The sequence below is a fragment of the Pseudomonas bharatica genome, assembly GCF_048586865.1.
GTDB lineage: Bacteria > Pseudomonadota > Gammaproteobacteria > Pseudomonadales > Pseudomonadaceae > Aquipseudomonas > Aquipseudomonas bharatica.
The window spans coordinates 104,669-127,091 of the sequence record NZ_JBMAWR010000017.1 but is presented as its reverse complement, the minus strand read 5'-3'; the positions used below and the strand labels follow the sequence as shown (position 1 = coordinate 127,091).

Annotated in this window: 26 protein-coding genes and 1 tRNA gene; 22 read left to right on the top strand and 5 right to left on the bottom strand. The window is 63.0% G+C overall.

What is annotated here, in order from left to right; genetic code table 11:
- Positions 1-120 precede the first annotated feature (120 nt).
- A complete protein-coding gene (locus ACKLLE_RS19090; protein ID WP_420058759.1) occupies positions 121-639 on the top strand; it encodes a sterol desaturase family protein in 519 nt (172 codons plus the stop codon).
- On the opposite strand, the gene ACKLLE_RS19085 is transcribed toward ACKLLE_RS19090, so the two are convergent.
- A complete protein-coding gene (locus tag ACKLLE_RS19085; RefSeq protein ID WP_420058758.1) occupies positions 580-1,299 on the bottom strand; it encodes an SDR family NAD(P)-dependent oxidoreductase in 720 nt (239 codons plus the stop codon). The genes ACKLLE_RS19090 and ACKLLE_RS19085 overlap by 60 nt on opposite strands.
- A gap of 176 nt (positions 1,300-1,475) precedes the next feature.
- Here ACKLLE_RS19085 and ACKLLE_RS19080 point away from each other — a divergent pair, with 176 nt between their 5' ends.
- Positions 1,476-2,189: a DUF4339 domain-containing protein gene (locus tag ACKLLE_RS19080; protein WP_420058757.1), complete on the top strand. Its 714-nt coding sequence runs from the start codon at positions 1,476-1,478 to the stop codon at positions 2,187-2,189.
- 108 nt (positions 2,190-2,297) lie between these two features.
- Here the strand turns inward: ACKLLE_RS19080 and ACKLLE_RS19075 are convergent, their stop codons facing one another.
- From ACKLLE_RS19075 to ACKLLE_RS19065, 3 genes are all read right to left on the bottom strand, one after another.
- Positions 2,298-3,038, bottom strand: a complete 741-nt coding sequence (locus tag ACKLLE_RS19075) for a DUF72 domain-containing protein (protein WP_420058756.1) — start codon at positions 3,036-3,038, stop codon at positions 2,298-2,300.
- 125 nt (positions 3,039-3,163) lie between these two features.
- Positions 3,164-3,409: a hypothetical protein gene (locus tag ACKLLE_RS19070; protein WP_064302748.1), complete on the bottom strand. Its 246-nt coding sequence runs from the start codon at positions 3,407-3,409 to the stop codon at positions 3,164-3,166.
- Between the two features lie 628 nt (positions 3,410-4,037).
- Positions 4,038-4,122 (bottom strand) — tRNA-Leu (locus ACKLLE_RS19065).
- Between the two features lie 114 nt (positions 4,123-4,236).
- Between ACKLLE_RS19065 and queA the strand changes: the two genes are divergently transcribed.
- From queA to ACKLLE_RS19035, 6 genes are all read left to right on the top strand, one after another.
- Positions 4,237-5,286: a tRNA preQ1(34) S-adenosylmethionine ribosyltransferase-isomerase QueA gene (queA, locus tag ACKLLE_RS19060; protein ID WP_420058755.1), complete on the top strand. Its 1,050-nt coding sequence runs from the start codon at positions 4,237-4,239 to the stop codon at positions 5,284-5,286.
- 14 nt (positions 5,287-5,300) lie between these two features.
- A complete protein-coding gene (gene tgt / locus ACKLLE_RS19055) occupies positions 5,301-6,416 on the top strand; it encodes a tRNA guanosine(34) transglycosylase Tgt (RefSeq protein ID WP_009399721.1) in 1,116 nt (371 codons plus the stop codon).
- A 46-nt stretch (positions 6,417-6,462) separates the two neighbouring features.
- On the top strand, positions 6,463-6,804 hold the full coding sequence (yajC, locus tag ACKLLE_RS19050) for a preprotein translocase subunit YajC (RefSeq protein ID WP_009399719.1): 342 nt from the start codon (positions 6,463-6,465) through the stop codon (positions 6,802-6,804).
- Between the two features lie 60 nt (positions 6,805-6,864).
- A complete protein-coding gene (gene secD / locus ACKLLE_RS19045; protein WP_009399717.1) occupies positions 6,865-8,730 on the top strand; it encodes a protein translocase subunit SecD in 1,866 nt (621 codons plus the stop codon).
- Positions 8,731-8,739: 9 nt separating this feature from the next.
- Positions 8,740-9,651: a protein translocase subunit SecF gene (secF, locus tag ACKLLE_RS19040; protein WP_009399715.1), complete on the top strand. Its 912-nt coding sequence runs from the start codon at positions 8,740-8,742 to the stop codon at positions 9,649-9,651.
- Between the two features lie 120 nt (positions 9,652-9,771).
- Positions 9,772-10,329, top strand: a complete 558-nt coding sequence (locus ACKLLE_RS19035; protein WP_064302752.1) for a glycine zipper 2TM domain-containing protein — start codon at positions 9,772-9,774, stop codon at positions 10,327-10,329.
- 389 nt (positions 10,330-10,718) lie between these two features.
- Here the strand turns inward: ACKLLE_RS19035 and suhB are convergent, their stop codons facing one another.
- Positions 10,719-11,534: a type III secretion system regulator SuhB gene (gene suhB / locus ACKLLE_RS19030; protein WP_009398498.1), complete on the bottom strand. Its 816-nt coding sequence runs from the start codon at positions 11,532-11,534 to the stop codon at positions 10,719-10,721.
- 151 nt (positions 11,535-11,685) lie between these two features.
- Between suhB and trmJ the strand changes: the two genes are divergently transcribed.
- The 14 genes from trmJ (at position 11,686) to ACKLLE_RS18960 (ending at position 22,420) form a co-directional block, all read left to right on the top strand.
- Entirely contained in the window at positions 11,686-12,447 is a 762-nt protein-coding gene (gene trmJ, locus ACKLLE_RS19025; RefSeq protein WP_420058754.1) for a tRNA (cytosine(32)/uridine(32)-2'-O)-methyltransferase TrmJ, read from the top strand.
- On the top strand, positions 12,448-13,230 hold the full coding sequence (gene cysE / locus ACKLLE_RS19020) for a serine O-acetyltransferase (RefSeq protein WP_064302754.1): 783 nt from the start codon (positions 12,448-12,450) through the stop codon (positions 13,228-13,230). It begins immediately after the preceding gene.
- Between the two features lie 167 nt (positions 13,231-13,397).
- Positions 13,398-13,886 (top strand): Fe-S cluster assembly transcriptional regulator IscR, encoded by a 489-nt coding sequence (gene iscR, locus ACKLLE_RS19015; RefSeq protein WP_009398503.1) that lies wholly within the window; start codon positions 13,398-13,400, stop codon positions 13,884-13,886.
- A 43-nt stretch (positions 13,887-13,929) separates the two neighbouring features.
- Positions 13,930-15,144 carry an IscS subfamily cysteine desulfurase gene (locus ACKLLE_RS19010; RefSeq protein WP_009398505.1) on the top strand — a complete coding sequence of 405 codons (1,215 nt, stop codon included), beginning with the start codon at positions 13,930-13,932 and terminating at the stop codon, positions 15,142-15,144.
- A gap of 46 nt (positions 15,145-15,190) precedes the next feature.
- Positions 15,191-15,577: a Fe-S cluster assembly scaffold IscU gene (gene iscU / locus ACKLLE_RS19005; protein ID WP_003248539.1), complete on the top strand. Its 387-nt coding sequence runs from the start codon at positions 15,191-15,193 to the stop codon at positions 15,575-15,577.
- 28 nt (positions 15,578-15,605) lie between these two features.
- Positions 15,606-15,929, top strand: a complete 324-nt coding sequence (gene iscA, locus ACKLLE_RS19000; protein WP_009398508.1) for an iron-sulfur cluster assembly protein IscA — start codon at positions 15,606-15,608, stop codon at positions 15,927-15,929.
- 8 nt (positions 15,930-15,937) lie between these two features.
- Positions 15,938-16,459: a co-chaperone HscB gene (gene hscB, locus ACKLLE_RS18995; RefSeq protein WP_009398509.1), complete on the top strand. Its 522-nt coding sequence runs from the start codon at positions 15,938-15,940 to the stop codon at positions 16,457-16,459.
- Positions 16,460-16,501: 42 nt separating this feature from the next.
- Positions 16,502-18,367, top strand: coding sequence for a Fe-S protein assembly chaperone HscA (gene hscA / locus ACKLLE_RS18990; RefSeq protein ID WP_420058753.1), 1,866 nt, complete (start codon positions 16,502-16,504; stop codon positions 18,365-18,367).
- Positions 18,367-18,708 (top strand): ISC system 2Fe-2S type ferredoxin, encoded by a 342-nt coding sequence (gene fdx / locus ACKLLE_RS18985; protein ID WP_009398512.1) that lies wholly within the window; start codon positions 18,367-18,369, stop codon positions 18,706-18,708. Before hscA ends, fdx begins: the two co-directional genes overlap by 1 nt.
- Positions 18,709-18,722: 14 nt before the next feature.
- Complete coding sequence (gene iscX, locus ACKLLE_RS18980; protein WP_009398514.1) at positions 18,723-18,923, top strand: Fe-S cluster assembly protein IscX; 201 nt, start codon at positions 18,723-18,725, stop codon at positions 18,921-18,923.
- Between the two features lie 91 nt (positions 18,924-19,014).
- Positions 19,015-19,440, top strand: a complete 426-nt coding sequence (ndk, locus tag ACKLLE_RS18975) for a nucleoside-diphosphate kinase (RefSeq protein ID WP_009398515.1) — start codon at positions 19,015-19,017, stop codon at positions 19,438-19,440.
- Positions 19,441-19,468: 28 nt separating this feature from the next.
- Positions 19,469-20,611, top strand: coding sequence for a dual-specificity RNA methyltransferase RlmN (rlmN, locus tag ACKLLE_RS18970; RefSeq protein WP_009398518.1), 1,143 nt, complete (start codon positions 19,469-19,471; stop codon positions 20,609-20,611).
- A gap of 13 nt (positions 20,612-20,624) precedes the next feature.
- On the top strand, positions 20,625-21,377 hold the full coding sequence (pilW, locus tag ACKLLE_RS18965) for a type IV pilus biogenesis/stability protein PilW (protein ID WP_420058752.1): 753 nt from the start codon (positions 20,625-20,627) through the stop codon (positions 21,375-21,377).
- On the top strand, positions 21,377-22,420 hold the full coding sequence (locus ACKLLE_RS18960) for a RodZ domain-containing protein (RefSeq protein ID WP_420058751.1): 1,044 nt from the start codon (positions 21,377-21,379) through the stop codon (positions 22,418-22,420). Before pilW ends, ACKLLE_RS18960 begins: the two co-directional genes overlap by 1 nt.
- The last annotated feature ends 3 nt before the right edge of the window (positions 22,421-22,423 follow it).

The following is a 22,423-nucleotide window of genomic DNA, read 5'->3' as shown; positions in this document are numbered from 1 at the left end:
TACGCGTGGTTCTTCCGATCGATGTTGCCAGCCCATCGCCACATGACAATCCCGTCATGGATTCTCCCTGCCACTTCCCCTAATCTGACGCCCACCCCTCATACCCGGCACCGGCTGCACATGATCCTCCACCTCGCCATCTTCCTCTGCACCCTGGTCGCCATGGAGGGTGTCGGTTTTCTTGCGCACAAGTACGTGATGCACGGGCCCGGCTGGTTCCTGCATCGCTCGCACCATGAGCCGCACCTGGGTGTGGTCGAGACCAACGACGTCTACCTGCTGGTCCTCGCCCTGGTGGCGATTACCCTGATCGTGCTGGGCAACGCCGGGCATGACCCGTTGCAATGGATCGGTGCGGGCGTGGCGGCGTTCGGGATCATCTATGTGCTGGTCCACGACGGCATCGTCCACCGCCACTGGCCTGTGCGCCCGAAGCCGCGTCATCCCTATCTGCGCCGCCTGTACCAGGCGCACCTGATGCACCATGCAGTGAAGGGGCGACGCAACAGCGTGTCGTTTGGCTTCCTGTATGCGCCGCCGGTGCAGGTGATCAAGCGGCAGTTGCGGGAAATGCGTGAGTCAGAAGCGCGGGTCGAGGATCGCCGGCAGGGTGATTTCCTTGACGAAGCTCGCGGCTGACAGGCTCAGGGCCATCCGCACCACCTGCACCACGTCATGCAGCGGAATCAACTCGCCTTCGCCGCGCCGCTCGGCCTGCTCGCGGGGCGTGGCCAATGGGTCTTCGGTATTCAGGTAGCCCAGGTTCAGGCAGGTCACGCCCAGGCGCTGCTCGCGGCAGCCCTCGCGAAGGGCCTCGGCCATGCCGCGCAGGGCGAACTTGCTGGCGCCGAAGGTCACTTCCGGTCGCCCGCTCCGGGGCAGGCCCGAGGTGGAGCCGGTGAGGATGATGCGCGGGCGCTCGCTGCGCAGCAGGATCGGCAACAAGCGCTTGATCAGCAGGATCGGCGCGGTGATGTTGCAATCGACGATGGCCTGCAACTGATCGTCGCGGTCGCTCAGGAAGCTGTAATGATCATCGAAGGCGGCGTCTTCCCAGATGCCGAGGTTGTAGACCAGGGTGTCGAGGCCGGTTTCGGCACTGTACCCGGCCAGTAGATCGGCAGCCTTGAGGGGATCGCCGAGATCGGCCTGGAGCCATTGCAGACTCACCCCGGGCAATGGTTTCACGTCGCGGGGGCAGGTGCGGGAAACGCCGACCAGCGTGTCGCCGTTGTTGCCCAGTCCTTCCATCAGGGCTCTGCCCAGGCCTTTGCTGGCCCCGATAACCATGGTTTTCATTGCATCACTCCTTGTGGTGGTCCAGGGGATGCAAGCAGATGGGACAGATCGTGGCAAAGCGCCGGATGTATCTGGATGTGAAAATAAAGGCTTCAAGTTCTTGGATCCAATGGCGATAATGTCATATGGCCACTTCCCTTGTGAGGTGGGTAGTCCAAGCCTTAAGGAGAACAGGGATGTCGGATGCATCTTGGTATTACGCATCGAATGGCGCGCAGCAAGGGCCTTTCACGTTCGATCAGATGAAGCAGTTCGTGGCGGCGAACACAATTCAACCGGACACCCAGGTGTGGCCTGGCAAGGGTAACTGGGTATCGTTGAAGGATAGTGAGTTGGGAGCAACCGGCCACGGCCCTGTGGCGCCGCCGCTTGCTGCCGCGCAGGTCGACAACCGCTATATCTGGGCGCTGATCGGCGGCGTAGTGGCCTTTGGTGTACTTGAACTGTTGACCGGAAAAAATTATTCCTTTGGCTATGTCGGCCTGTGCGTCGCTGCCTGCGTAGGGGACGCCAAGCAATTGAAGGCGAGCGGGTACCCGGCGCCGAACCCCTGGTGGTGCCTGGTGGTTCCGGTCTACCTGTGGAAACGCGCCAACCTGCTCGGTCAAAAGAAGCACCATTTCTTTGCCTGGTTCCCTGCTGCCTTGCTTTCCGGTGTACTGGGCATCATGGGCGCTGAATCCACGATCGAGGATTCGGCTTGCCCGCTAGTGACCGAAATCATCCACGAGCAGTTCTTGCAGGGCTCTTCGTGTGTGAAGGTGACCATCGGCGATCAGCCGAAGACCGGCTTCTACCGCGCAACCGCACTGCTCGATAACGGCAACGAGATCGCTATCACCATTGAAGAAAAGGGCAAGCAGATCGTGGTGCGTGTGCCAGAGCAATAAGCCACCAGCGTGGCCAGAAAGGCGGAGCCGCTTTCCCTCTTGAAGCGGCTTTGCCGACACCCCTCCGGCCTTGGGAGGGCATTCAAGTAAAGCCGGCAAGTAACCGGCTCACGGGCATGCAGTGTGGTCGGCACACGACCCGATCAACCGCTTCAAGCCCAATGCATTCCCTAGTGCTGCACCCGCCGCCGTATTGTCGAATATGCACCAGGTCTCGCACCCATTGCTCTCGCATTCCTTCAGCCGCGCAGCCAGATTGCGCAACCACTCCTGCGGATACTCGCTGAAGTAGATCCGGGGTGAGCCATGCAACCGCCAATAGGCCAGCCCTGGCCAACCCCTGGGCGCCTCATCGGCGCCGAACCGTGACGGATCCGCCGCGACCTGCGCCACGCGCATATCCTTCAACAGCCCGTCTGCTGCCCTCCAGCTCGCATGCCGCGGCTCCACCGCCAGGCCGCCGTCGTACTGACTGCGCAGCGCCACGAAAAACCGCTCGACCACCTGCGCCTCGAACACCAGCGACGGCGGCAGTTGCACCAGCAACACACCCAGGCGCTCGCCCAGTTCCTTGCACTGCGCCAGAAAGCCGTCCAGTTCCCCGGCGCAATCCACCAGGCGGCGTTCATGGGTAATTACCTGCGGCACCTTCACCGCAAAGCGAAAGCCAGCCGGCACCGACTCGGCCCAGCGCGCATAGGTCGCTGGCCGGTGCGGACGGTAGAACGAACTGTTGATCTCCACTGCATTCAGCACGTTCGCATAACGCTGCAAATGGCTTCCGGGCCCGGGAAAGGCCTCGGCGTAATCGCGGGACAGGCTCCAGCCGGCGCAGCCAAGGTGGATCATGGGGTGGGGCTCGTTTTGGGGGGCTTGGTTTATGGAGTGGTGGTGGGTGGGGTGGGTTTCATTGGCTTGAGAGAAAGGACGCGGGAGGGAAGAGCGGTGCTGCGGGGCAAGCCCGCAGCGGTGAATCACTGTACCGGAACGCTGGCCCCTGACTTGGCCCTTGCGACCGTCAGCAGGGTTCTGCCGATCTTGATATTGAGGATCGCACCGGTGAGCCTGGTCTGGTTCATGGGCAATGCCTGTTCGGGTAATTCGTTCAGCGAGGAGATCGCGCTCTGGAGGTGCTTTTCAGCCTTGTAAATGGCTTCTGCGGGCGACATGCCTGCGCGGATGCAGAGGACGGGTGGTGGATCGGGTACGAGCTTCTTCATGGAGTGATACCTACGTGAGTTAACGGTATCGCCCCGCCTCGCTGCTAAACGAATGGAGGCGACTGTGCGTGGGTTAGCAGACCGGACACGTAGGAACCCGGCGCACCCTAGGGTGCCCGCACGCACAGCCACCATAAATCGGTTGCTATGGATTCAAACGTGGTTCGGACTGCTAATCCGGTCGTTCGTACCGCAACGACCGGGGAAGCCTAGGCACCGTTTCCAGATGACGCAACCGCTGGGTGGGGGCGGGGAGTATGCTTGGGAAATTGCCTACAAGAAAGTCGGAAATAGGAGCGTTTTCGTTGCTGTATGCAACACCTTTTACTTCTGTTCCCGTCGTGTGTCCTTATGAACTGCCTATACGGCAGTGAACCCAACAACGCATTCAACATGAACTTCGATGATTTTCTGAGGTGCCTATACGGCAGCTCAGAAAGGTTTGTTCAAAAAATGGCCCACCAGCACCTGGTTCACTGCCGTATAGGCAGCTCAGAAACGTAAGCACATAACATGAAGGCCAGGATGGATGTTCACTACCGTATAGGCAGCTAAAAACCCCAGCAGACCGCACCACCAAATCCCACCCACAAAAAAACCGACCTAAAAAGGTCGGTTTTTTCAGATTTGGTGCCCCGAGGGAGACTCGAACTCCCACTCCTTTCGAAAACGGATTTTGAATCCGCCGCGTCTACCAATTCCGCCATCAGGGCATGTGGCGGCGGAGTATAAAGAGCCACCTACCGTTGGTCAATCAGCTTTCATGGTCAATTTTTCCGCTTTCGGCTAAACTTCCCGGCCCTGTCGAACCCGTACCCCCATTGCCCATGCGCGTCGCCGATTTTTCTTTCGAACTGCCCGATTCCCTGATCGCCCGCCATCCCCTCGCCGAGCGGCGCGCCAGTCGCCTGTTGGTGCTCGATGGGCCGAGCGGGGCGCTGGCGCATCGGCAGTTCGCCGATCTGCTGGAGTACCTGCGCCCGGGCGATCTGATGGTGTTCAACAACACCCGGGTGATTCCGGCCCGTCTGTTCGGCCAGAAGGCGTCCGGCGGCAAGCTGGAGATCCTGGTGGAGCGGGTGCTGGACAGCCATCGCGTGCTGGCCCATGTGCGCTCGAGCAAGGCGCCGAAGCCGGGTTCGCAGATCCTCGTGGAGGGCGGTGGCGAGGCCGAGATGGTGGCGCGCCACGATACGCTGTTCGAGCTGCGCTTTACCGAAGAGGTGCTGCCGCTGCTGGACCGCGTCGGCCATATGCCGCTGCCTCCTTATATAGACCGCCCCGACGAGGGCGCCGACCGTGAGCGCTACCAGACCGTGTACGCCGAGCGCGCCGGTGCGGTGGCCGCGCCTACCGCCGGGCTGCATTTCGATGAGGACCTGCTGGCGAAGATCGCCGAGAAGGGCGTCGAGACCGCCTTCGTGACCCTGCATGTCGGCGCCGGCACTTTCCAGCCGGTGCGGGTGGAACGCATCGAAGACCACCACATGCATAAAGAGTGGCTCGAAGTAAGCCAGGATGTGGTGGATGCCGTGGCCGCCTGCCGTGCGCGCGGTGGCCGGGTGGTGGCGGTGGGTACCACCAGCGTGCGCTCGCTGGAGAGCGCGGCGCGCGATGGCGTGCTCAAGCCGTTCAGCGGCGACACCGATATCTTCATTTTCCCGGGCCGTCCGTTCCATGTGGTCGATGCCCTGGTCACCAACTTCCATTTGCCCGAGTCCACGCTGCTGATGCTGGTTTCGGCCTTCGCCGGTTACCCGGAAACCATGGCCGCCTACGCCGCGGCGGTGAGCAACGAGTACCGCTTCTTCAGTTACGGTGATGCCATGTTCATCACCCGCAATCCGGCGCCGCGCGGCCCCGAGGATCAAGCATGAGTCGCACCTGTCGTATGTCCTTCGAGTTGCTGGCCACCGACGGCAAGGCCCGTCGCGGCCGCCTGACCTTCCCCCGTGGCACCGTGGAAACCCCGGCGTTCATGCCGGTGGGCACCTATGGCACGGTCAAGGGCATGCTGCCTCGGGACATCGAGGCCATCGGCGCCGAGATCATCCTCGGCAACACCTTCCACCTGTGGCTGCGCCCGGGCACCGAGGTGATCAAGGCCCACGGCGACCTGCACGATTTCATGCAGTGGAAAGGCCCGATCCTCACCGACTCCGGCGGTTTCCAGGTGTTCAGCCTGGGCGCGATGCGCAAGATCAAGGAAGAGGGCGTCACCTTCGCTTCCCCGGTGGACGGCTCGAAAGTGTTCATGGGCCCGGAAGAGTCGATGCAGGTCCAGCGCGACCTGGGCTCGGACATCGTGATGATCTTCGACGAGTGCACGCCGTACCCGGCCGACGAAGACGTGGCGCGCATCTCCATGGAGCTGTCGCTGCGCTGGGCCCAGCGCTCGAAGAACGCCCACGGCGACAGCACCGCGGCGCTGTTCGGCATCGTCCAGGGCGGCATGCACCAGGACCTGCGCATGCGCTCCCTGGAAGGCCTGGACAAGATCGGCTTCGATGGCCTGGCCATCGGCGGCCTGTCGGTGGGCGAGCCGAAGCACGAGATGATCAAGGTGCTCGACTACCTGCCGGGGCAGATGCCCGCTGACAAACCTCGTTACCTTATGGGGGTTGGCAAGCCGGAGGATCTTGTTGAGGGTGTGCGCCGCGGCGTTGACATGTTCGACTGCGTGATGCCTACCCGCAATGCGCGGAACGGCCATCTGTTCATCGATACCGGCGTGCTGAAAATCCGCAACGCGTTCCATCGTCATGATGATTCGCCACTGGATCCGACCTGCGACTGCTACACCTGCCAGAACTTCTCCCGCGCCTATCTGCATCACCTGGATAAATGCGGCGAAATGCTCGGCGCCATGTTGAATACAATCCACAACTTGCGTCATTACCAGCGCCTGATGGCTGGTTTGCGCGAGGCAATTCAACAAGGTACATTGGCCGCCTTTGTCGACGCCTTTTATGCCAAACGCGGACTCCCCGTGCCGCCTTTGGATTGATGTTTTGCCATCCTGACAAACATAACTTTTGCAACTGGAGTGCCAAATGAGCTTTCTGATTCCTGCCGCTTACGCGGACGCCGCCGCCCCAGCCGCTGCTGCCGGCCCGGCCGGTACCGGCTTCGAGTGGATCTTCCTGGTCGGTTTCCTGGTCATCTTCTACCTGATGATCTGGCGCCCGCAGGCCAAACGTGCCAAAGAGCAGAAGAACCTGCTGAGCAACCTGCAAAAGGGCGACGAAGTGGTCACCAACGGTGGCATCGCCGGCAAGATCGTCAAGGTCAGCGATGACTTCGTGGTACTCGAAGTGTCCGACTCGGTCGAACTGAAGTTCCAGAAGGGCGCCATCGCGGCCACCCTGCCGAAAGGTACGCTGAAAGCGATCTGATTAGTTTTTATCCAATCGACGGGGCGCGCAAGGCGCCCCGCGTCTTGAACGGGCGGCGTGATGCTGAACAAAACTCCTCTATGGAAATACGCACTGATCCTGGCGGTACTGGCGATCGGTTTTATTTATTCCGCTCCCAACCTCTACCCTGACGATCCGGCTGTGCAGGTCAGCGGCGCCAGCACTGCGCTGCAGGTCAGCCAGGCCGACCTGGACCGCGCCAGCAAGGCGCTGGGCGATGCCGGAATCGCGGTGAAGGCCGCTACTCTGGGCGAGAACGGCAAGGGTGCGTTGCTGCGCCTGGTCAAGCAGGAAGACCAGCTTCCGGCCAAGGACGTGGTGCGCAAGGCACTGGGCGATGATTACGTGGTGGCGCTGAACCTGGCCCCGACCACGCCACAATGGCTGCGCAGCATCGGCGCTCACCCGATGAAGCTCGGTCTCGACCTGTCCGGTGGTGTGCACTTCCTGCTCGAAGTGGACATGGACAAGGCCATGGCCGCGCGCCTGAAAGTCTACGAAGGCGAGGTCAAGAGCCTCCTGCGCAAAGAGAAGGTCCGCTACCGCAGCCTGCCGCAGCAGGATGGTGGCATCCAGCTGGGCTTCTCCGACGATGCGACCCGCGAACAGGCCCGCAGCCTGATCCGCAAGAATTTCAACGATTTCGACCTGACCACCACCGAGCGTAACGACCTCTCGGTACTGCGTCTGGCGATCTCGCCGGCGAAGATCACGGAAATCCGTGAATACGCGATCAAGCAGAACCTGACCACGGTACGTAACCGCGTCAACGAGCTGGGCGTCGCCGAGCCGCTGGTTCAGCGCCAGGGTGCCAACCGCATCGTGGTCGAGCTGCCGGGCGTGCAGGACACCGCCGAAGCCAAGCGTATCCTCGGCAAGACCGCCAACCTTGAGTTCCGCCTGGGCGCAGGCCCTGATGCGACCAAGGCGACTACCGAGGTCTTCGAGTTCCGTGAAGGCGGGCGTTCCGCGCCGGTCGAGCGTGGCCTGATCATCACCGGTGACCAGGTCACCGATGCCCAGGCCAGCTACGACGAGCACGGCCGTCCGCAGGTCAACATCCGTCTCGACGGCCATGGTGGCGAACTGATGAGCCGCGCGACCCGCAGCAACGTCGGGCGCAGCATGGCGGTGATCTTCATCGAGCAGCGTCCGGTCACCCGCTACGAGAAGCAGGTGGTCGACGGCGTCGAGAAGGACGTGGCGGTGCAGACCTTCCAGGAAGACAAGAAGATCATCAGCCTGGCGACCATCCAGTCGCCGCTGGGCAGCCAGTTCCGCATCACCGGCCTGAACGGCCAGGGCGAATCGTCCGAGCTGGCCCTGCTGCTGCGTGCCGGTGGCCTGGCCGCGCCGATGTACTTCGCTGAAGAACGCACCATCGGCCCGAGCCTGGGTGCCGACAACATCACCAAGGGTATCGATGCGTCGCTGTGGGGCATGCTGTTCGTCTCGCTGTTCATCATGGCCATCTACCGCTTCTTCGGCCTGATCGCCACCGTCGCCCTGGCGGGCAACATGGTCCTGCTGCTGGCGCTGATGTCGCTGCTCGGCGCGACCCTGACGCTGCCTGGTATCGCCGGTATCGTGCTGACCATGGGTATGGCGGTCGACGCCAACGTGCTGATCTTCTCGCGTATCCGCGAGGAGCTGGCCAATGGCATGTCGGCGCAGCGCGCCATCCACGAAGGTTTCGACCGTGCCTACACGGCGATTCTCGACGCCAACCTGACCACCCTGCTGGTCGGCGGCATCCTCTTCGCCATGGGCACCGGCCCGGTCAAGGGCTTCGCGGTCACCATGTCGCTGGGTATCTTCACCTCCATGTTCACTGCCATTCTGGTTACCCGTGCGATCGTCAACGGGATCTATGGCGGCCGCGACATCAAGAAGCTGTGGGTTTAAGGGGCTGCCATGCTACGTACGATCAACTTCATGGGCGTGCGCAATATTGCGTTCGCCGTCACCATGCTCCTCACGGTGGTGGCACTGTTCAGCTGGTTCCACAAGGGCCTGAACTTCGGCCTGGACTTCACCGGGGGTACGCTCATCGAGCTGACCTACGAGCGTCCGGCCGACCTGGGCAAGGTCCGCGAGGAGCTGGTCAATTCCGGTTTCCACGAGGCCGTGGTGCAGAGCTTCGGTGCAACCACCGACCTGCTGGTGCGCATGCCTGGCGATGATCCTCAACTGGGCAACAAGGTTGCCGACGCGCTGAAGAAAATCGGCGGCGACAACCCGGCCACGGTCAAGCGCGTCGAGTTCGTCGGCCCGCAGGTGGGTGAGGAACTGCGCGACCAGGGCGGCCTCGGCATGCTCATGGCGCTGGGCGGCATCCTGATCTACCTGGCCTTCCGCTTCCAGTGGAAGTTCGCCGTGGGCGCCATCCTCTCGCTGGTCCACGACGTCGTGGTAACCATGGGTATCCTGTCGTTCTTCCAGATCACCTTCGACCTGACGGTACTGGCGGCGGTGCTGGCGATCATCGGTTACTCGCTCAACGACACCATCGTCGTGTTCGACCGGGTCCGCGAGAACTTCCGCGTGCTGCGCAAGGCGACGCTGATCGAGAACATCAACATCTCGACCACCCAGACCCTGCTGCGGACCGTGGCGACTTCGGTCTCCACCCTGCTGGCCATCGCCGCCCTGCTGATCTTCGGCGGCGACAACCTGTGGGGCTTCTCGGTGGCTTTGTTGGTGGGTGTCCTGGCGGGTACCTACTCGTCGATCTACATCGCCAACGTGGTACTGATCTGGCTGAACCTGACCACGGAAGACCTGATTCCTCCGGCCAAGACCGAGGGTGTGGACGACCGTCCATAAGGCAGCTTCCGGCGCCGTTGGCGCAAGAGAAGGGCGCGAGTGTTGAACTCGCGCCTTTTTTTTTGCTCCAAGGCTGGGAGAAGCGCGGATTGATACCCGCGGGTAAATCAGGAGGTTCACGTGAACAAGTCGATGCTGGTGGGTGCGGTACTGGGTGCTGTCGGTGTGACTGCCGGAGGTGCTGTCGCGACCTACAGCCTGGTCAATAACGGACCGGAATACGCCCAGGTAACTGGCGTGCAACCGGTCAAGACGACCGTCAAGACGCCACGGGAAGTCTGCAAGGACGTCACGGTCACCCGGCAGCGGCCGGTGCAGGATCAGCACCAGATCGCCGGTACCGTGGTCGGTGCGCTTGCCGGTGGCCTGCTCGGCAACCAGATCGGCGGCGGCACCGGCAAGAAGATCGCCACCGTGGCCGGTGCGGTCGGCGGCGGCTATGCCGGTAACAAGGTGCAGGAGCACATGCAGAACAGCGACACCTACACCACCACCCAGACCCGCTGCAACACCGTCAATGACGTGAGCGAGAAGGTGGTCGGGTATGACGTGAAGTACACCATCGGCGACAAGGTCGGCCAGGTGCGGATGGACCGCGACCCGGGCTCGCAGATCCCGCTGGACAAGCAGGGTAACCTGGTGCTGGGTCAGGCCCAGCCGGGGCAGCCAGCCCAGTAAGCTGCCTTGATGGCTGGCGCGGACCCTGTGGGAGCGGGTTCACCCGCGATTGCGATGGTGAATTTACTACAGCAATCGCGGGTGAACCCGCTCCCACAAGGTGCGCGGCGCTCCTGAAATCCAGGCACAGAAAAAGCACCTCGAAAGGTGCTTTTTTCATTTTCAGGCGAAACTCAATGCTTGACCGAGGGCGGCAGGTGCAGTCAGCCCAGTATTGGGTGAGGCTGCTGACCTTATCGCCGGCAACGCCGGCTCCCACAGGTTTCGCGGCGCAGCTCAAAACCCTGTGGGAGCTGGCGTTGCCAGCGATGAGGCCAGATCAGGCGACATCAATTCCGGGCCACAAAAAAAGCACCTCGAAAGGTGCTTTTTTCATTTTCAGGCGAAACTCAGCGCTTGACCGAAGGCGGCAGGTGCGGCTGGATCGCCGTCAGCACAGCCTTGAAGCACTTGATGTTGCCGGCGACCACATGGCCTTTCTCGAGGAAGTCATGGCCACCGGTGAAATCGCTGACCAGGCCGCCCGCTTCCTGGATCAGCAGCGCGCCTGCAGCCATGTCCCATTCCGACAGGCCCGATTCCCAGAAGGCATCGAAACGACCGGCAGCCACGTAGGCCAGGTCCAGGCTGGCGGCGCCGGCGCGGCGGATGCCGGCGGTCTGGCCGACCAGGGCGCGGAACATGCCCAGGTAGTTGTCCAGGTATTCCATCTGGTTGTCGCGGAACGGGAAGCCGGTGCCCAGCAGGGCGCCTTCGAGGCTGGTGCGCGAGCTGACGCGCAGGCGACGACCATTGAGCTGGGCGCCACGGCCACGGCTGGCGGTGAATTCTTCCTGGCGTACCGGGTCGAGAACCACGGCGTGCTCCAGGCGGCCGCGGTATTTGCAGGCGATGCTGACCGCGAAGTGCGGAACGCCACGCAGGAAGTTGGTGGTGCCGTCCAGCGGATCGATGATCCACAGGTAGTCTTCGCCTTCGCCGCTGCCGGCATGCAGACCGGTCTCTTCGCCCTGGATGGCGTGGTTCGGATACGCCTTGCGCAGCGCATCGATGATGACCTTCTCGGCGGCGCGGTCGACTTCGGACACGTAGTCCTTGGCGTCCTTTTCATCAACCTTGATGGTATCCAGGCGTTCGATTGAGCGGAAAATCAGTTCGCTGGCGCTGCGGGCGGCGCGCAGCGCGATATTCAGCATGGGCTGCATGGACGTTTCACCTGAGTTTTAAAGAAATGAAAGCCGCACAGTCTATCAGAAAACTTACGGCGCTGTGGGGCAACATTTGCTTACGTAGCGTTACGCCGGTCGCTTCTGTAAGATTTGCTCCCCCCTGATTTCATGTCTGTGAGCGCCTGACGTGCTGCAAAATATTCGTGTCGTCCTGGTCTGTACCAGTCATCCCGGGAATATCGGCGGGGCTGCGCGTGCCATGAAGAACATGGGACTGTCGCGCCTCGTGCTGGTGAATCCGGCGGACTTCCCTTCTCCCGAGGCCAGCGCCCGGGCCTCCGGCGCCGATGATGTGCTGGCGTCCGCGCAGGTCGTCGCGTCCCTGGAAGAGGCCCTGGTCGGCTGCACCTTGGTGGTTGGCACCAGCGCCCGCAGTCGCAGCCTGCCCTGGCCGATGCTCGATCCCCGCGAGTGCGGCAGCGAGTTCGTCGCCCGCGCCGCGCAGGGCGAGGAGGTGGCGCTGGTCTTCGGTCGTGAACACGCCGGCCTGACCAACGAAGAGCTGCAGCGATGTCATTACCACGTGCATATCCCCTCCAACCCGGACTTCAGCTCGCTTAACCTGGCGGCGGCGGTGCAGGTGCTGAGCTACGAGGTTCGTACCGCCTGGCTGGCCCGCGAGCCGCAGGCGGTAAAAACGGACAAGGACGAAGTGGTCGAGGAACTGGCCACCATGGACGAGATGGAGCGGTTCTACGGACACCTGGAAAGCACCCTGGTGCAGATCGGGTTCCTCGATCCGGCCAAGCCCAAGCACCTGATGCCGCGTCTGCGTCGCCTGTTCGGACGCAGTGCGGTGAATCGTTCGGAAATGAGTATTTTGCGCGGCATCCTCACCGAAACCCAAAAAGCGGCCCGGGGCGATGCGCATAAGCGGAAGGATCAGTAAATGTTCGAGCGTCTGCGTGAAGATATCCAAAGCGTTTTCCACCGTGACCCGGCGGCACGCAATGCCTTTGAGGTGCTGACCTGCTATCCGGGCATGCACGCGATCTGGCTGCACCGCGCGGCGCATTGCCTGTGGCAAAAGGACTGGAAATGGTTGGCCCGCCTGGTGTCCAACTTCGGGCGCTGGCTGACCGGCATCGAGATTCACCCGGGGGCCAAGGTCGGCCGGCGGTTCTTCATCGACCACGGCATGGGCATCGTCATCGGCGAAACCGCCGAGATCGGCGACGACGTCACCCTCTACCAGGGCGTGACCCTGGGTGGCACCAGCTGGAACAAGGGCAAGCGTCACCCGACCCTGGAAGATGGCGTGGTGGTCGGCGCCGGGGCCAAGGTGCTCGGGCCGTTTACCGTCGGGGCCGGGGCCAAGATCGGCTCCAATGCGGTGGTGACCAAGGCGGTGCCGGCTGGCGCCACGGCGGTGGGCATCCCCGGGCGGATCATCGTCAAGACCGATGGCGAGCAGGAGGCCCGGCGCAAGGCCATCGCCGAGAAGATCGGCTTCGATGCCTACGGCGTCAGCGAGGACATGCCCGACCCCGTGGCTCGCGCCATCGGTCAGTTGCTCGACCACCTGCAAGCGGTGGACGGACGCCTGGAGGATATGTGCGGTGCCCTGACCAGGCTCGGTAGCGACTATCGCGCCACGGAGCTGCCGGCCCTGCACGAAGAAGACTTCGCTTGCGTCAAGGGCGAGCTGCGCAGCGACGCGCCCGCGCATTGACGGCCCGCCGGGCAAATCGGGGCGTGTGATCGCGCCCCGACTTTGCTATGATCTGCGCCGCCGTTCAGGCGCAATCCCGACTAAAGCACTAGGTCTTATAGTTGACTTAAATGCTCGGGAATCGCATACTCGCACACATCCCGTAACCCCCGTGGTATCAAATAGCCATGCGACTGACTACTAAAGGCCGATACGCCGTGACTGCCATGCTCGATCTGGCACTGCACGCGCAAAATGGGCCGGTCTCCCTGGCCGACATCTCCGAGCGCCAAGGTATTTCCCTTTCCTATCTGGAGCAGCTGTTCGCCAAGCTGCGCCGCAGCAACCTGGTTTCCAGCGTGCGCGGCCCGGGTGGCGGCTACCAGCTCTCGCGGGTGATGGAAAGCATCCAGGTGGCCCAGGTGATCGATGCGGTCAACGAATCGGTCGATGCCACCCGTTGCCAGGGGCTCGGCGATTGCCATGCCGGTGACACCTGCCTGACCCACCACCTGTGGTGTGATCTCAGCGCCCGGATCCATGAATTCCTCAGCGGAATCAGCCTGGCCGACCTCGTGACCCGCCGTGAAGTCCAGGAAGTCGCCCTGCGCCAGGACCAGCGCCGCGTAGCGGGCCGTGCCCCACTGGACAAGATTGAAACGTCCGCCGTCGATTGACCGTGTCGAACGAGCGACGTGCCTGCCTGATAGGAGATATTCAATGAAGTTGCCGATCTACCTCGATTATTCCGCGACCACTCCGGTCGACCCACGCGTCGCCCAGAAGATGAGCGAATGCCTGCTGGTCGACGGGAACTTCGGTAACCCGGCCTCGCGCTCCCACGTCTTCGGCTGGAAGGCTGAAGAAGCGGTCGAGAACGCGCGCCGCCAGGTGGCCGACCTGGTCAACGCCGATCCACGCGAAATCGTCTGGACCAGCGGTGCCACCGAATCCGACAACCTGGCGCTGAAGGGCGTTGCGCACTTCTACGGCTCCAAGGGCAAGCACATCATCACCTCCAAGATCGAGCACAAGGCGGTCCTGGACAGCACTCGCCAGCTCGAGCGCGAAGGCTTCGAAGTCACCTACCTGGAACCGGGCGAAGACGGCCTGATCACTCCGGCGCTGGTCGAAGCCGCGCTGCGTGAAGACACCATCCTGGTTTCGGTCATGCACGTGAACAACGAGATCGGCACCATCAACGACATCGCGGCCATCGGCGAGCTGACCCGCTCCCGCGGCGTGCTGTTCCATGTCGATGCAGCCCAGTCCACCGGCAAGGTCGAGATCGACCTGCAGAAGCTGAAAGTCGACCTGATGTCGTTCTCCGCCCACAAGACCTACGGCCCCAAAGGCATCGGCGCGCTGTACGTCAGCCGCAAGCCTCGCGTACGCCTGGAAGCGGCGATGCACGGTGGCGGTCACGAGCGCGGCATGCGCTCCGGCACCCTGGCTACCCACCAGATCGTCGGCATGGGCGAGGCCTTCGCCGTGGCGAAGGAGCTGATGGCCAGCGAGAACGTGCGCATCAAGGCCCTGAGCGATCGCTTCTTCAAGCAGGTACAAGGCCTGGAAGAGCTGTACGTCAACGGCAGCCTGACTTCGCGTATCCCGCACAACCTGAACCTGAGCTTCAACTATGTCGAAGGCGAGTCGCTGATCATGGCGCTCAAGGACCTGGCCGTGTCGTCCGGTTCCGCCTGTACTTCGGCATCCCTCGAGCCGTCCTACGTCCTGCGCGCCCTGGGCCGCAACGACGAGCTGGCGCACAGCTCGATCCGTTTCACCTTCGGCCGCTTCACCACCGAAGAAGAAATCGACTACGCCGCGCAGAAAGTCTGCGAGGCCGTTACCAAGCTGCGCGAATTGTCGCCGCTGTGGGACATGTACAAAGACGGCGTCGACATCTCCAAGATCGAGTGGGCTGCGCACTAAGTAGTCGCCAGCAAGAGCGGCTCCCTGATGAGGAAGGAATTGCACCATGGCATACAGTGAAAAGGTCATCGACCACTACGAAAACCCGCGTAACGTCGGCAAGATGAACGCCGAGGATCCGGATGTCGGCACCGGCATGGTCGGCGCTCCGGCGTGCGGCGACGTGATGCGCCTGCAGATCAAGGTCAACGAGCAGGGCGTCATCGAAGACGCCAAGTTCAAGACCTACGGCTGCGGTTCGGCCATCGCTTCCAGCTCCCTCGCCACCGAGTGGATGAAGGGCAAGACCCTGGACGAAGCCGAAACCATCAAGAACACCCAGCTGGCCGAAGAACTGGCCCTGCCGCCGGTGAAGATCCACTGCTCGGTGCTCGCCGAGGACGCCATCAAGGCGGCCGTTCGCGATTACAAGCAGAAGAAAGGTTTGATCTAACCCGCCTGTTGCAGGTCAAGGAGTCTCGATGGCTATCAGCATGACAGAAGCCGCCGCCAACCATGTGCGGCGCTCCCTCGAAGGACGCGGCAAAGGTGACGGCATTCGCCTGGGCGTCCGTACTACCGGCTGCTCCGGTCTGGCCTACGTGCTGGAATTCGTCGACGAGCCGAATGCCGAAGACCAGGTCTTCGAAAGCCACGGCATGAAGGTCATCATCGACCCGAAAAGCCTGGTCTACCTCGACGGCACCGAGCTGGACTTCGTCAAGGAAGGGTTGAACGAAGGCTTCAAGTTCAACAACCCCAACGTGCGCGGTGAGTGTGGCTGCGGCGAAAGCTTCAACGTTTGAGGCTGCGCGTGGGTACTCCTTGTCATTTCGCCCTGTTTGACCTGCAACCGGACTTCCGTCTGGACCTGGACCAGCTGGCCACTCGCTACCGCGAGCTGGCCCGCGCGGTGCATCCGGACCGCTTCGCCGACGCCAGCGAGCGCGAACAGCGCCTGGCGCTGGAGCGTTCCGCCGGCCTCAACGAGGCCTACCAGACCCTCAAGAGCGCGCCCCGTCGGGCGCGTTACCTGTTGGCGATCAGCGGTCACGAAGTGCCGCAGGAAGTCACGGTCCACGACCCCGAGTTTCTCTTCCAGCAGATGCAATGGCGCGAAGAGCTCGAGGATCTCCAGGACAGTGCCGACCTCGACGGTGTCGCCGCTTTCAAGCGTCGCTTGAAGGTCGCCCAGGAAGCCCTCAACGAGGAGTTCGCCGCGTGCTGGAACGACGCCGCGCAGCGTGACCAGGCCGAGCGCCTGATGCGCCGCATGCAGTTCCTCGACAAGCTCGCCTATGAAGTGCGCCAGCTGGAAGAGCGCCTCGACGATTAACCCGGTGTCGCCGCTGGCGGCACCTTTGGTATTCAGATAAGCATGGCCCTACTGCAGATCGCCGAACCCGGTCAGAGCCCTCAACCCCACCAGCGTCGCCTGGCCGTGGGTATCGACCTTGGCACCACCAACTCGCTGGTCGCTGCCCTGCGCAGTGGTCTTTCCGCTCCGTTGCCCGACGCCGAAGGCCGGGTGATCCTGCCGTCCGCGGTGCGCTACCACGCCGATCGCATCGATGTCGGCCACAGCGCCCGCGACGCGGCGTCGGCCGATCCGCTGAACACCATCCTCTCGGTCAAGCGCCTGATGGGGCGTGGCCTGGCGGACGTCAAGCAACTGGGCGAGCAACTGCCGTACCGCTTCGTTGGCGGCGAGTCGCACATGCCGTTCATCGAGACTGTCCAGGGGCCGAAGAGCCCGGTGGAAGTCTCGGCCGACATCCTCAAGGTGTTGCGCCAGCGTGCCGAAGCGACCCTCGGCGGCGAGCTGGTCGGTGCAGTGATCACCGTTCCGGCCTATTTCGACGACGCCCAGCGCCAGGCCACCAAGGACGCCGCGCGGCTGGCCGGGCTGAACGTGCTGCGCCTGCTCAACGAGCCCACCGCTGCGGCCGTGGCCTATGGCCTGGACCAGAACGCCGAAGGCGTGGTGGCCATCTACGACCTGGGCGGCGGCACCTTCGATATTTCCATCCTGCGCCTGACTGGCGGGGTCTTCGAAGTGCTGGCCACCGGTGGTGATACTGCCCTGGGCGGCGATGACTTCGACTACGCCATCGCCACCTGGATCATGGAATCCGCTGGCCTGTCCTCCGATCTCGACCCGAGCGCCCAGCGCCGCCTCCTGGAGACCGCCTGCGCGGCCAAGGAAGCGCTGACCGACGCCGAAGCCGTCACCGTCAGCTACGGCGACTGGCAGGCCGAGCTCACCCGCGCCGCCTTCGATGCGCTGATCGAGCCGATGATCGCCCGCAGCCTCAAGGCCTGCCGCCGTGCCGTGCGCGACAGCGGTGTCGAGCTGGAAGAAGTCAGTGCCGTGGTCATGGTCGGCGGTTCTACCCGTGTCCCGCGCGTGCGCAGCGCCGTTGGCGAGCTGTTCGGCCGCCAGCCGCTGACCGATATCGACCCGGACCAGGTGGTTGCCATCGGCGCCGCGATCCAGGCCGATACCCTGGCCGGCAACCAGCGTGATGGCGGCGAACTGCTGTTGCTGGACGTGATTCCGCTGTCCCTGGGGCTGGAGACCATGGGCGGGCTGATGGAGAAGGTGATTCCGCGCAACACCACCATCCCGGTTGCCCGTGCCCAGGAGTTCACCACCTACAAGGACGGCCAGTCGGCAATGATGATCCACGTGCTCCAGGGTGAGCGCGAGCTGATCAGCGACTGCCGTTCCCTGGCGCGCTTCGAATTGCGCGGCATCCCGGCCATGGTCGCCGGTGCGGCGAAGATCCGCGTGACCTTCCAGGTCGATGCCGACGGCCTGCTCAGTGTTTCGGCGCGGGAGCTGGGTTCGGGCGTGGAATCGAGCATCCAGGTCAAGCCGTCGTATGGCCTGACCGATGGCGAGATCGCCCGCATGCTCAAGGACTCTTTCGAGCACGCCGGCAACGACAAGGCCGCACGGCAGTTGCGCGAGCACCAGGTGGATGCCGAGCGCCTGCTCGAAGCGGTGCAGGGCGCCCTCGACGCCGACGGCGAGCGCCTGCTGGACGCCGAAGAGCGCGCTGCGATCGAACAACAGATGCAAGACTTGCGTGATTTGATGAACGGCACCGATGGCGCGGCCATCGAGCAGCAGACCAAGCGTCTGTCGCAGGTGACCGATGCCTTTGCCGCCCGGCGTCTTGATTCGACGGTCAAAGCCGCGCTGGCCGGGCGCAACCTGAATGAGATCGAGGATAACTGATGCCGCAGGTTACATTTCTGCCCCACGAGAAGTTCTGCCCGGATGGCCTGACCGTCGAGGCGGCGCCGGGGACGTCCATTCTCGAACTGGCCCATGACCATCACATCGAGATCGAAAGCGCCTGCGGCGGCGTGTGCGCCTGCACCACCTGCCACTGCATCGTGCGCAAGGGCTTCGACTCGGTCGAGGAAGCCGATGAGCTGGAAGAAGACATGCTGGACAAGGCCTGGGGCCTGGAAGCGCAGTCGCGCCTGGCCTGCCAGGTCAAGGTCGGTGACCAGGACCTGACCATCGAGATTCCCAAGTATTCGCTCAACCACGCCGCCGAAGCGCCGCATTGATCCTGGAGCCCGACATGAGCCTGAAATGGATTGATGTACTTGAAATCGCTATCCAGCTTGCCGAAAGCAAGCCGGAAGTCGATCCTCGTTACGTGAATTTCGTCGATCTGCACCGCTGGGTGCTGGCATTGCCAGACTTCAACGACGATCCGGCACGCGGTGGCGAGAAGGTCCTGGAAGCCATCCAGGCCGCCTGGATCGAAGAAGCCGACTGAGCGCACTCGGCAGGTTAGGCAATCCCCCTGAACCCGCGTATAATTCGCGGGTTTAATTTTTCGCATCACTTACTGTTTCTGGAGTTACACCATGGCTGTTCAACGTACTTTCTCGATCATCAAGCCTGACGCCGTTGCCAAGAACGTGATCGGCAAGATCACCACCCGCTTCGAAGACGCCGGCCTGAAAATCGTCGCCTCGAAAATCAAGCAACTGTCCAAGGCCGAGGCCGAAGGCTTCTACGCCGAGCACAAAGAGCGCGGTTTCTTCGGTGACCTGGTTGCCTTCATGACTTCCGGTCCGGTCGTTGTCCAGGTTCTGGAAGGCGAGAACGCCATCGCTCGCAACCGTGAGCTGATGGGCGCTACCAACCCTAAAGAAGCTGCTCCAGGCACCATCCGCGCCGACTTCGCCGAGTCCATCGACGCCAACGCCGTCCACGGTTCGGACTCCGAAGCCGCTGCCGCTCGCGAAATCGCCTACTTCTTCGCAGCTACCGAGGTAACCACTCGCTAAGCCAAGGCTTTCGGGTGAGGGTGAATCCATGACGACATCTACTGGCAAGACTAACCTGTTGGGGCTGACCCAGCCGGAAATGGAAAAGTTCTTCGACTCGATAGGGGAGAAGCGCTTCCGTGCCGGTCAGGTAATGAAGTGGATTCACCACTTTGGCGTCGATGATTTCGACGCCATGACCAACGTCGGCAAGGCGTTGCGCGAAAAGCTCAAGAACTGCGCCGAGATCCGCGGGCCCGAAGTGGTCAGCGAGGACATCTCCGCGGACGGTACCCGCAAATGGGTCGTGCGCGTGGCCTCCGGCAGTTGCGTCGAAACCGTCTACATCCCCCAGGGCAAGCGCGGTACGTTGTGCGTATCGTCCCAGGCCGGTTGCGCCCTGGACTGCAGTTTCTGCTCCACCGGCAAGCAAGGATTCAACAGCAACCTCACCGCCGCCGAAGTCATCGGCCAGGTGTGGATTGCCAACAAGTCGTTCGGCTCCGTACCGGCCACCATCGACCGCGCCATCACCAACGTGGTGATGATGGGCATGGGCGAGCCGCTGCTGAACTTCGACAACGTGGTCGCCGCCATGCACCTGATGATGGACGACCTCGGCTATGGCATCTCCAAGCGCCGGGTGACCCTGTCCACCTCCGGCGTGGTGCCGATGATCGATGAGCTGGCCAAGCACATCGACGTCTCCCTGGCCCTCTCGCTGCACGCGCCGAACGACGCGCTGCGCAACGAACTGGTGCCGATCAACAAGAAGTACCCGCTCAAGGTCGTCCTCGACTCCTGCATGCGCTACATGTCGGAACTCGGCGAGAAGCGCGTGCTGACCATCGAGTACACCCTGCTCAAGGACGTCAACGACCAGCTCGAACATGCGAAGGAAATGGCCGAGCTGTTGAAGGACGTTCCGTGCAAGATCAACCTGATCCCGTTCAACCCGTTCCCGCATTCCGGTTACGAGCGGCCGAGCAACAATGCCATCCGCCGTTTCCAGGACTACATGCACAACGCCGGCTACAACGTGACCGTGCGCACCACCCGCGGCGAGGACATCGACGCCGCGTGCGGCCAGCTGGTCGGCCAGGTGATGGACCGTACCCGTCGCAGTGAGCGCTACATCGCCGTGCGGCAACTGAACGCCGACGCCGATTCCAGCGGCGTGGCGGGCAACTGAGACGAGGGCGGCCATGACCCTGCGCGCCGCGCTGCCGCTTGTTCTGCTGACGACGCTGCTGAGCGGCTGCGTCAGCTCCGGCGGTCCCGGCCCGCAGGCAAGGCGCGACGAGGCCCGCCAGGCCTACGTGCAGTTGGGGTTGGGTTATCTGCAGCAAGGCTATACCGAGCGCGCCAAGGTTCCCTTGAAACAGGCCCTCGACCTGGGTGGCAACGATGCCGAGGTCAATGCGGCCCTGGCCCTGGTGTTTCAGCGTGAAGGCGAAACCGGGCTGGCCGACCGGCATTTCCGCCAGGCCCTGTCGGCCAGCCCCCACGATGCGCGAATCCGTAACAACTACGGCAGTTTTCTCTACGCCCAGGGGCAATATGCCAAGGCGCAGCAGATGTTTCGCCAGGCTTCGGCCGATACCCTGTATCCTGAGCGGTCCCGGGTGTTCGAGAACCTCGGGCTGACGGCCCTGCGCATGGGCCAGCGCGACCAGGCGCGGGAATACCTGGAAAAGGCTTTGCGTCTCAACCGCCAGCAGCCGCGTGCATTGCTGGAAATGGCTGAGATGTCTTACGAAGACAGGCATTATGTGCCAGCTCGCGAGTTCTACGACCGGCACAGCCGGCTGAGTGAACCGAGCGCCCGCAGCCTGTTGCTCGGCAATCGCCTGGCGACCGTCTTCGATGAACGAAACAAGGCCGCCGAACTGGGCCTGCAATTACAACGACTTTATCCCGGTACGCCGGAATATCAGCAATACCTGTCGGAGCAATGATGAAAGCGGCGCATCCCGAAGCAGCAGCAGCGACTCGCGAAAATCCCGGTGAGACCCTGCGCCAGGCCCGTGAAAGCCGGGGCTGGTCGCAGGCCGAAGTGGCCCGCAAGCTCAACCTGACCGTGAGTTCCCTGAACAATCTCGAGGCCGGCGCCTTCGACAAGCTGCCGGGGCATACCTTCGCCCGCGGCTATATCCGCGCCTACGCCAAACTGCTCGACATGGATCAGGCCGCCCTGGTCCAGGCCTTCGACCTGTGCACCGGCACCCATGCCCAGGGCAGCGACGTGCACGCCCTCGGGCGTATCGAAGAGCCGGTGCGCCTGTCCCACAACATCCTGCGCATCGTCAGCCTGCTGTTGCTGGTGGTGGTCATTGGCGGTGGTTTCGTCTGGTGGAAAGACCAGAGCGCGAACGCCACCAGGGACCTGTTCAGCGCCGCGCCGGAACACATCGAAGTGGAAAGCGCCGACGGCACTACCCAGATTCATCCGCTGGACGAGCCCGAAGACCAGGCCGTGACCGAGGCGCAGCAGCCTGAAGCCGTTGCTCCGGTCACCGAGCCAGCGTCGGCAGGCGAAACCGCATCGCAAGCCCCGGCGGCGCCGGTTGCCAGCGCTCCAGCCGCAACCGCCGCGCCGGCCGCTCCGGCAGCCGCCACTGCGCCGGTTGCCCATGCTGCGGCCACGCCGGCACCGGTCACGCCGGTCGCTCCGGCGGCCACCGCACCCGCGCCAACCGTGCCGGCCACTCCAGCACCTGCCATTCCCGCACCTTCCGTACCGGCAGCCCCTGTTGCAGGCAGCGGCCAGGTCAGCATCCAGTTCACCGCCGATTGCTGGACCTCGGTCACCGACGGCAACGGCAAGCTCCTCTACAGCGGTATCAAGCGCAAGGGCGAAAACCTCGAGCTCGCTGGCAAGCCGCCGTTCGCCGTGCGCCTGGGCGTGGCCCGCGGTGCTCAGGTCAGCTACAACGGCCAGGCCGTCGATATCGCACCGTTCACCAGTGGCGAGACCGCTCGCCTGAAGTTGGGGCAGTAACTC

Excerpts from the sequence above, each read along its gene's own strand:
- ACKLLE_RS19090 (WP_420058759.1), top strand. The coding sequence starts at position 121 with ATGATCCTCCACCTCGCCATCTTCCTCTGCACCCTGGTCGCCATGGAG.
- ACKLLE_RS19085 (WP_420058758.1), bottom strand. The coding sequence starts at position 1,299 with ATGAAAACCATGGTTATCGGGGCCAGCAAAGGCCTGGGCAGAGCCCTG.
- ACKLLE_RS19080 (WP_420058757.1), top strand. The coding sequence starts at position 1,476 with ATGTCGGATGCATCTTGGTATTACGCATCGAATGGCGCGCAGCAAGGG.
- ACKLLE_RS19075 (WP_420058756.1), bottom strand. The coding sequence starts at position 3,038 with ATGATCCACCTTGGCTGCGCCGGCTGGAGCCTGTCCCGCGATTACGCC.
- ACKLLE_RS19070 (WP_064302748.1), bottom strand. The coding sequence starts at position 3,409 with ATGAAGAAGCTCGTACCCGATCCACCACCCGTCCTCTGCATCCGCGCA.
- queA (WP_420058755.1), top strand. The coding sequence starts at position 4,237 with ATGCGCGTCGCCGATTTTTCTTTCGAACTGCCCGATTCCCTGATCGCC.
- tgt (WP_009399721.1), top strand. The coding sequence starts at position 5,301 with ATGTCCTTCGAGTTGCTGGCCACCGACGGCAAGGCCCGTCGCGGCCGC.
- yajC (WP_009399719.1), top strand. The coding sequence starts at position 6,463 with ATGAGCTTTCTGATTCCTGCCGCTTACGCGGACGCCGCCGCCCCAGCC.
- secD (WP_009399717.1), top strand. The coding sequence starts at position 6,865 with ATGCTGAACAAAACTCCTCTATGGAAATACGCACTGATCCTGGCGGTA.
- secF (WP_009399715.1), top strand. The coding sequence starts at position 8,740 with ATGCTACGTACGATCAACTTCATGGGCGTGCGCAATATTGCGTTCGCC.
- suhB (WP_009398498.1), bottom strand. The coding sequence starts at position 11,534 with ATGCAGCCCATGCTGAATATCGCGCTGCGCGCCGCCCGCAGCGCCAGC.
- cysE (WP_064302754.1), top strand. The coding sequence starts at position 12,448 with ATGTTCGAGCGTCTGCGTGAAGATATCCAAAGCGTTTTCCACCGTGAC.
- iscR (WP_009398503.1), top strand. The coding sequence starts at position 13,398 with ATGCGACTGACTACTAAAGGCCGATACGCCGTGACTGCCATGCTCGAT.
- ACKLLE_RS19010 (WP_009398505.1), top strand. The coding sequence starts at position 13,930 with ATGAAGTTGCCGATCTACCTCGATTATTCCGCGACCACTCCGGTCGAC.
- iscU (WP_003248539.1), top strand. The coding sequence starts at position 15,191 with ATGGCATACAGTGAAAAGGTCATCGACCACTACGAAAACCCGCGTAAC.
- iscA (WP_009398508.1), top strand. The coding sequence starts at position 15,606 with ATGGCTATCAGCATGACAGAAGCCGCCGCCAACCATGTGCGGCGCTCC.
- hscA (WP_420058753.1), top strand. The coding sequence starts at position 16,502 with ATGGCCCTACTGCAGATCGCCGAACCCGGTCAGAGCCCTCAACCCCAC.
- fdx (WP_009398512.1), top strand. The coding sequence starts at position 18,367 with ATGCCGCAGGTTACATTTCTGCCCCACGAGAAGTTCTGCCCGGATGGC.
- iscX (WP_009398514.1), top strand. The coding sequence starts at position 18,723 with ATGAGCCTGAAATGGATTGATGTACTTGAAATCGCTATCCAGCTTGCC.
- ndk (WP_009398515.1), top strand. The coding sequence starts at position 19,015 with ATGGCTGTTCAACGTACTTTCTCGATCATCAAGCCTGACGCCGTTGCC.
- rlmN (WP_009398518.1), top strand. The coding sequence starts at position 19,469 with ATGACGACATCTACTGGCAAGACTAACCTGTTGGGGCTGACCCAGCCG.
- pilW (WP_420058752.1), top strand. The coding sequence starts at position 20,625 with ATGACCCTGCGCGCCGCGCTGCCGCTTGTTCTGCTGACGACGCTGCTG.
- ACKLLE_RS18960 (WP_420058751.1), top strand. The coding sequence starts at position 21,377 with ATGAAAGCGGCGCATCCCGAAGCAGCAGCAGCGACTCGCGAAAATCCC.